Annotated in this window: 6 protein-coding genes and 1 pseudogene; 5 read left to right on the top strand and 2 right to left on the bottom strand. The window is 67.8% G+C overall.

From position 1 onward, the window contains the following. Together A5652_RS17660 and A5652_RS17655 are read left to right on the top strand one after the other, a co-directional pair. Window positions 1-482, top strand: a 482-nt coding sequence (locus tag A5652_RS17660) for a class I SAM-dependent methyltransferase (RefSeq protein ID WP_197513995.1), incomplete at its 5' end; no start/stop codon positions are given. 9 nt (window positions 483-491) lie between these two features. Continuing rightward, on the top strand, window positions 492-986 hold the full coding sequence (locus A5652_RS17655; protein ID WP_156745402.1) for a GNAT family N-acetyltransferase: 495 nt from the start codon (window positions 492-494) through the stop codon (window positions 984-986). 91 nt (window positions 987-1,077) lie between these two features. On the opposite strand, the gene A5652_RS17650 is transcribed toward A5652_RS17655, so the two are convergent. Beyond that, window positions 1,078-1,830, bottom strand: coding sequence for an MBL fold metallo-hydrolase (locus A5652_RS17650; RefSeq protein WP_067354135.1), 753 nt, complete (start codon window positions 1,828-1,830; stop codon window positions 1,078-1,080). Between the two features lie 58 nt (window positions 1,831-1,888). Here A5652_RS17650 and fgd point away from each other — a divergent pair, with 58 nt between their 5' ends. The 3 genes and pseudogenes from fgd (at window position 1,889) to A5652_RS17635 (ending at window position 6,157) form a co-directional block, all read left to right on the top strand. Next, window positions 1,889-2,902 carry a glucose-6-phosphate dehydrogenase (coenzyme-F420) gene (gene fgd / locus A5652_RS17645; protein ID WP_067354132.1) on the top strand — a complete coding sequence of 338 codons (1,014 nt, stop codon included), beginning with the start codon at window positions 1,889-1,891 and terminating at the stop codon, window positions 2,900-2,902. A 25-nt stretch (window positions 2,903-2,927) separates the two neighbouring features. After that, a pseudogene (gene pta / locus A5652_RS17640) lies at window positions 2,928-4,994 on the top strand (phosphate acetyltransferase). Beyond that, window positions 4,991-6,157: an acetate kinase gene (locus A5652_RS17635; protein WP_067354128.1), complete on the top strand. Its 1,167-nt coding sequence runs from the start codon at window positions 4,991-4,993 to the stop codon at window positions 6,155-6,157. Before pta ends, A5652_RS17635 begins: the two are co-directional and overlap by 4 nt. Here A5652_RS17635 and A5652_RS17630 read toward each other — a convergent pair. After that, on the bottom strand, window positions 6,146-7,321 hold the full coding sequence (locus A5652_RS17630; protein WP_067354119.1) for a DUF1501 domain-containing protein: 1,176 nt from the start codon (window positions 7,319-7,321) through the stop codon (window positions 6,146-6,148). The genes A5652_RS17635 and A5652_RS17630 overlap by 12 nt on opposite strands. Window positions 7,322-7,327: the final 6 nt, after the last annotated feature.

The raw sequence follows: 7,327 nt of genomic DNA, 5'->3' as shown, positions 1-7,327 counted from the left end.
TGGACGCCGAATTGGCCACCCACCGGCGTGCGATCGGCATTGATCTAAGCCAGGATTGGCCGGCGGCGCTGCGGCGGGTCGGGTTCGACGCCGCGCAGCCCACGGTCTGGGTCGCCGAGCAGTTGCTCGTCGGATACCTGCCGCCCGGCGAGCAGAGTCAAGTGCTGGACGGCATCACCGCCGCGAGCGCCGCGGGCAGCCGGTTCGCCGCCGATCACATGCCCACCTGGAATCCGTTGCAGCTCGGGGCCGAGCGCGCTTTCGTGGACGGCTGGCGGCAGCGCGGCCTGGACGTCGACCTCGCCAGCCTGACGTATCCCGGCGAATACCATTATGTGCCAGACTATTTGGCGTCGAACGGCTGGGACACGGCTGGCCTTGGCATCACCGAACTGCTGAGCGCGATGGGGATGGGCAGGCGGCGTCGGACGCTGCCCGGCGCGGAGTTCACCCCGGAATACATCACCGCGACACGTGTTTGAGTTGTGGTGATGCCGGAATCAAGCTCTTTACAACTGCGGTTCGTGTCGGCAACTCACGACGATCCGCTGGCACAGCCGTTGCTTGCCGAACTGGCCGTCGAGTATGCGCAGCGATACGGCGGCACGCCGAGCACGCACCTGACCTGGTTGCCGGTGCCGCGGGCGGAGTTGGCGCCGCCGGACGGCGGCCTGCTGATCGGCGTGCTGGACGGCGTGCCGGTGACCGGCGGTGCGTTTCGCCGTTACGACGCCAACACCGCTGAACTCAAACGGATCTGGACCGACGGTGCTCATCGGCGCCGCGGTTACGCCAGGGCGCTGCTGGCGGCGCTGGAGGCCGAGGCCCTGGCTCGGGGGTACCGGCGGCTCTACCTGATCACCGGCAATCGGCAGCCCGAGGCCGAGGCGCTCTATGACGCGACGGGGTACACGCGCATACCGCCGGACCCGCTGCCCGACTGGGGCCCCTTTCTTCCGATCGCGTTCGAGAAGTGGCTGGCTTGACTTTCCGTCACAACGGGTTCGAAGGACAAGCGTTTCCGATTGCAGCTAGCGAATGTGCTAGCACGTTCGGGAGTCACGCACTCGCCCGAAGTCAGTGGCCGCCGGCCAACGAGATGGCCCGTGCGGTCGCTTCCCGGATCGGGCCGCGCCACGCATCGCCGTGCCCGGGCAGCAAGACATCGGTGTCCAGCAGGGCCAGTGTGTCCAGGCTATCCAGCGAATTCCGCTGGCTCTTGCTGAACACCGCCGGCAGCAGCTGCGGCCCAGCACGGCGCAGCAGCGGGTGCCCGGTGATCAGCGCGTCGCCACTGACCAGCACGCCGTCGACCACGTACGAGCAGTGCCCGCTGGTGTGCCCGGGGGTGAACACCGCCCTCGGGTGGCCGGGCAGACCGGCGGCCACCTCGTCGGTCAGCGGCCGGGTGGACGGGATGCCGTCGCGAATCAGGCCGCCGCTGCGCAGCACGTGCAGCCCCCAGGCCGCCCAGCGCGGCCGCCAAATGCGCAGGGCGACATCGAAAACCGACGCTTGTTCCAGATACTCGCGTTTGGCGTGGCCCACTTCCTCGGCGTGGCAATACACGTCGGTGCCGTATTCGTTGGCGAGCCAGATCGCCGAGCCCAAATGGTCGATGTGGGCGTGTGTGAGCAGCACGGCGCGCACGTCGCCGGGGCCGTAACCCAGCTCCCGCAGCGACGACAGCACGTCCTCGCGGTCGCCGGGATATCCGGCGTCGATCAGCATCACGCCGGTGCCGTCGACGACCAGCGTCCAGTTCACGGCCTCTCCCTGCGCGAGGTACACCGTGTCGGTCACTTGAACGAGCGTTGGCGCCGATCCCATGCCCGCGAGTGTAGAAGCCAGCCAGTCGCGACCATCGGCACAGGAGTAGAAAAGACTCGTGGCTGAACTGAAACTCGGATACAAAGCGTCCGCTGAACAATTTGCACCGCGCGAGCTCGTCGAACTCGCTGTCGCCGCCGAAGGGCACGGCATGGACAGCGCAACCGTCAGTGACCACTTCCAGCCGTGGCGGCACGAGGGTGGACACGCACCGTTCTCGCTGGCCTGGATGACCGCCGTCGGCGAGCGCACCAAGCGGCTGGTGCTGGGCACCTCGGTGCTCACGCCGACCTTCCGGTACAACCCCGCCGTCATCGCGCAGGCGTTCGCCACGATGGGTTGCCTGTACCCGGACCGCATTTTCCTCGGCGTCGGCACCGGCGAGTCGCTCAACGAGATAGCCACCGGATACGAGGGCGAATGGCCGGAATTCAAGGAACGCTATGCCCGGCTGCGCGAATCGGTGCGGCTGATGCGTGAACTGTGGCTGGGCGACCGCGTCGACTTCGAGGGCGAGTACTACCACACCAAGGGCGCCTCCATCTACGACGTTCCGGAGGGAGGCATCCCGATCTACATCGCCGCGGGCGGCCCGCAGGTGGCCAAATACGCGGGTCGCGCCGGCGACGGCTTCATCTGCACCTCCGGCAAGGGCGAGGAGCTGTACAAGGACAAGCTGATGCCCGCGATGAAGGAGGGTGCGGAGGCGGCCGGAAAGAACCCGGACGACGTCGACCGGATGATCGAAATCAAGATCTCCTACGACACCGACCCGGACAAGGCGCTGGAGAACACCCGGTTCTGGGCGCCGCTGTCGCTGACGGCCGAGCAGAAGACCAGCATTCACGACCCGCTGGAGATGGAGAAGGCCGCGGACGAGCTGCCTATCGAACAGGTCGCCAAGCGCTGGATCGTGGCGTCCGATCCCGACGAGGCGGTCGAAAAGGTCGGCCAGTACGTGAAATGGGGTCTCAACCACCTGGTGTTCCACGCCCCCGGCCACGACCAACGCCGGTTCTTGGAGCTCTTCGAGAAGGACCTGGCGCCGCGGCTGCGGCGGCTGGCCGGATAGGCGCACTCCGGTGGCCACCGGTTCCGTGTCCGCGATCTATATCGCCGCCCCCGAGCCGGAGACCGGCAAATCGACGATCGCGCTGGGGCTGCTGCACCGGTTGACCGCGACGGTCGCCAAAGTCGGTGTGTTTAGGCCCATTACGCGCTCCGAATCAAACGACCGTGACTACATCCTGGAACTGTTGCTGACACGGACCACCGCGGGTCTGTCGTACGAGCAGTGCGTGGGCGTCACCTATCAGCAGCTGCACGCCGACGGTGACGCCGCGATCGCCCGGATCGTCGACGCCTACCACGCGGTGGTCCGTGTCAGCAACAGTTCCAGGATGTAGTCACGGTCGTTTGATTCGGAGCGCGTAATGGGCCTAAACACACCGACTTTGGCGACCGTCGCGGTCAACCTCGGTGCGCCGCTACTGCTGACGGTGAGCGGCAACGGGCGCACGGCCGCGGAGATCGCCAGCGTCGTCGACGTCTGCCTGGCCGAGTTGGACGCCCAGCACGCCCACACCGCGGCGGTGGTGGCCAACCGGTGCGAGCCGGCGGCGCTGGCCGACGTGGCTGAAGCGCTGCGCAAATTCGCCCAGCGCAGCTATGTGCTGCCCGACGAGCCGCTGCTGTCGGCGCCGACGGTGACCGAGCTGGAAAAGGCGGTCGGCGGAACGCCGGTCAGCGGCGAAGAGCCGCTGCGCGAACGCGAGGTCACCGGCGTGCTTGTCGCGGGGATGACCGCCGACCACGTCCTGGAGCGGCTGCGCGACGGCATCGCCGTCATCACCCCTGGCGATCGCTCGGACGTCGTGCTCGCCGTCGCCAGCGCCCATGCCGCGGAAGGCTTTCCGTCGCTCTCGTGCATCGTGCTCAACGGCGGCTTCGCGCTGCACCCGTCCATCGCCGCGCTGGTCGCCGGGCTGCGGCTGCGGTTGCCGATCGTCGCCACCGCCTTAGGCACCTACGACACCGCCAGCGCGGCGGCGTCCGCCCGGGGCAGGGTCACGGCGACCTCCCAACGCAAGATCGACACCGCGCTGGCGCTGATGGACAGCCATGTCGACATCACCGATCTGCTGGCGCAGCTTGCCATCCCGATCCCCACCGTCACAACGCCGCAGATGTTCATCCACCAGCTGACGTTGCAGGCACGGTCGGATCGCAAGCACGTCGTGCTTCCCGAAGGCGATGACGACCGAATCCTGCGATCCGCCGGCCGGGTGCTGCAGCGCCGCGTCGCCGACCTGACCATCCTGGGTGACGAGGCTAAAATCCGCCAGCGTTCAGCAGAACTCGGGGTCGACCTGGGTGGCGTCACGGTGATCGACCCGCTCAGCAGCCCGTTGCGCCACGAGTTCGCCGAGCAGTACGCACAGTTGCGCAAGGCGAAGGGCATCACCGTCGAGCAGGCCCGCGAGACCATGCGCGACAGCACGTATTTCGGCACCATGCTGGTGCACAACGCCATGGTGGACGGGATGGTGTCGGGCGCCGCGCACACCACCGCCCACACAGTTCGGCCGGCATTCGAGATCATCAAGACCGTCCCGGATGTCTCGACGGTGTCCAGCATCTTCCTGATGTGCCTGCCCGATCGCGTGCTGGCGTACGGCGACTGCGCGATCATCCCGAATCCGACACCCGAGCAGCTGGCCGACATCGCGATCTCGTCGGCGCGCACCGCCGCGCAGTTCGGCATCGAACCGCGGGTGGCAATGCTGTCGTACTCGACCGGCGACTCGGGTACCGGCGCGGACGTCGACAAGGTCAGGACGGCAACCGAATTGGTGCGGAAACGGAATCCCGACCTGCCGGTCGAGGGCCCCATCCAGTACGACGCCGCGATCGAACCGTCCGTCGCCGCCACCAAACTGCGCGACTCGCCGGTGGCGGGCCACGCCACGGTGCTGATCTTTCCCGACCTCAACACCGGCAACAACACGTACAAGGCGGTTCAGCGTAGCGCCGGGGCGCTTGCCATCGGGCCCGTGCTGCAGGGCTTGCGCAAGCCGGTGAACGACCTGTCCAGGGGCGCGCTGGTCGAAGACATCGTGAACACCGTGGCCATCACCGCGATCCAGGCCCAGGGGCAGCCATGACGGACAGTGGCGACGCCCGCCTGGTGTTGGTGATCAACTCGGGGTCGTCATCCCTGAAATATCAAGTGGTCGACCCCGATTCGGGCGAAGCGCGGTCGACCGGTCTCGTCGAGCGGATCGGAGAGCAATCGTCGTCGGTTCCCGACCACGACGCTGCGCTGCGCCGCGCATTCGACACGCTGGCCGACGAGGGCATCGACCTGAAGACGAGCGGCATCGTCGCGGTGGGCCATCGAGTGGTGCACGGCGGCAACACTTTCTACCAACCCACGCTCCTGGACGACGCGGTGATCGGCAGGCTCCACGAATTGTCTGAGCTGGCCCCGCTGCACAATCCGCCCGCGCTCGACGGAATCGAGGTCGCACGCAAACTGCTGCCAGACCTCGCCCACATCGCCGTGTTCGACACCGGGTTCTTCCACGACCTGCCGCCCGCGGCGGCCACCTACGCCATCGATCGCGACCTGGCACAGCGGTATCAGATCCGCCGGTACGGGTTTCACGGGACGTCGCACCACTACGTCAGCGAGCAGGCCGCCGCGTTCCTCGACCGATCGGCCGGCGACCTGAAACAGATCGTGCTGCACCTGGGCAACGGGTGCTCCGCCTCGGCGATCGCCGGCTCCCGGCCGCTGGACACCTCGATGGGGCTGACGCCGCTGGAAGGCCTGGTGATGGGCACCCGCAGCGGCGACATCGATCCCAGCGTCGTCGGCTACCTATCCCGCACGGCGGAAATGGGCGTCGACGACATCGAGTCCATGCTTAATCAGCGCTCCGGGGTGTTGGGTCTGTCCGGCGAGCGCGACTTTCGCCGGCTGCGGACGATGATCGAATCCGGGGACGAGGCAGCGAAACTGGCGTACAGCGTGTTCACGCACCGGCTGCGCAAGTACATCGGCGCCTACCTGGCGGTGCTGGGGCATACCGATGTCATCAGCTTCACCGCGGGGATCGGCGAGAACGATCCGGCGGTGCGCCGCGACGCGGTCGCCGGCATGGAGGAGTTGGGCATCGTCCTCGATCAGCGCCGCAACCTCGGCGGCGGCAAGGGCGCACGCCAGATCTCCGCCGACGATTCGCCGATCGCCGTGCTGGTGGTCCCGACCAACGAAGAGTTGGCCATCGCCCGCGACTGCGTGAACGCGCTGCTAGGCGGATAGGAAGCCCAGGCTGTTTCGGGCGGCGCCGGCTGCCGGCGTGGGATCTGTCCCAACCGTTCGCGCCAGCAGCTCGGCGTAGATGTCACGAAAATCGGTGGTGTACTTCAAGTCTCCGTTATCGAGGTCGGCGAGGCTGGGCTGTTCGCCGTAGAAACCACCCTTGACGGGTGGGCCCGCGATGAACACGGGGCCGGCCGTGCCGTGATCGGTGCCCTGCGAGGCGTTGGCGCGCACCCGGCGCCCGAATTCCGAATACGCCATCAGCACCACGTCGCGGCCCGCCATCTCCTGGACGAATGCGCTGACCGCCTCGTCGAATGTCTGCAGGAGTCGCTGCTGCGTCCCGCGTTCGCCGGCGTGGGTGTCGAAGCCGCCCAGCTGCACCGTGTAGACCCGCGCGGGAACGCGGGCCTCGATGGCCTGAGCCACCGTGCTCAGCTGGGCTGACAGTGAATTACGATCCCTGGCAGCGGGTTTCACCGACGCAAACGTGGTGTCGGCCGTGCGCGCGGCGCGGTAGGCCTTGCACACCGCTGCCATCGCCGGGGTGTCGTCGGGATCGTCGTTGCCCAGCGCGGTCATCACCGCGTCGAACTTCCCCGCCTTGCCCGGCGCGCCCCCCGGGGAAAGCGCGGCGGCCGTGCACTTGGCGCCGACGGCCAGTGGAGGCAGGACGGCGCCGATGTTGACCGCCCGCAACGGATCATCTCCGGTGGCGTCGAGCCAGCGGCCGATCCAGCCGGTCGACACCGGTTCGGCCGGTGACGCCGTCTGCCAGATGTCCATGGACCGGAAGTGGCTGTGGTCGGGTTTCGGGTAGCCGGCGCCGCGCACGATGGCCAGCTGGCCCCGCTTCCACAGCCCCGCCAGCCCCTTCATCGCCGGGTTGAGCCCCAGCTGCTGATCCAGGTGCAGAACGTCGCCCGGTGCGTAGGCGAGTTCGGGGCGAGCGTCGTGATAGGCGTTGTCCGCGTAGGGGATCACGGTGTTGATGCCGTCGTTGCCGCCGTAGAGCGTGGCGATCACCAGGACACCGGCGCCTGGGGCCAGCGGCCGGTCCCGGGCGGCGCGCATCAGGTCCGGCCAACTGACCGCCGACAACAGGCCGGCCGCGCCGACGCCCGCACTGGCGATCAGGAATCGGCGACGGTTCATCTCGGGCATGCTGTC

Origin of the sequence: Mycobacterium sp. 1165178.9 (assembly GCF_001673555.1) — a bacterium.
Classification (GTDB): Bacteria; Actinomycetota; Actinomycetes; order Mycobacteriales; family Mycobacteriaceae; genus Mycobacterium.
Note: the sequence above shows the minus strand (reverse complement) of the source record. Positions and strands in the feature narration are given on the sequence as shown.

Bases quoted from the DNA above. Each gene is read 5' to 3' on its own strand.
- A5652_RS17655 (WP_156745402.1), top strand. From the start codon at position 492: ATGCCGGAATCAAGCTCTTTACAACTGCGGTTCGTGTCGGCAACTCAC.
- A5652_RS17650 (WP_067354135.1), bottom strand. From the start codon at position 1,830: ATGGGATCGGCGCCAACGCTCGTTCAAGTGACCGACACGGTGTACCTC.
- A5652_RS17635 (WP_067354128.1), top strand. From the start codon at position 4,991: ATGACGGACAGTGGCGACGCCCGCCTGGTGTTGGTGATCAACTCGGGG.
- A5652_RS17630 (WP_067354119.1), bottom strand. From the start codon at position 7,321: ATGCCCGAGATGAACCGTCGCCGATTCCTGATCGCCAGTGCGGGCGTC.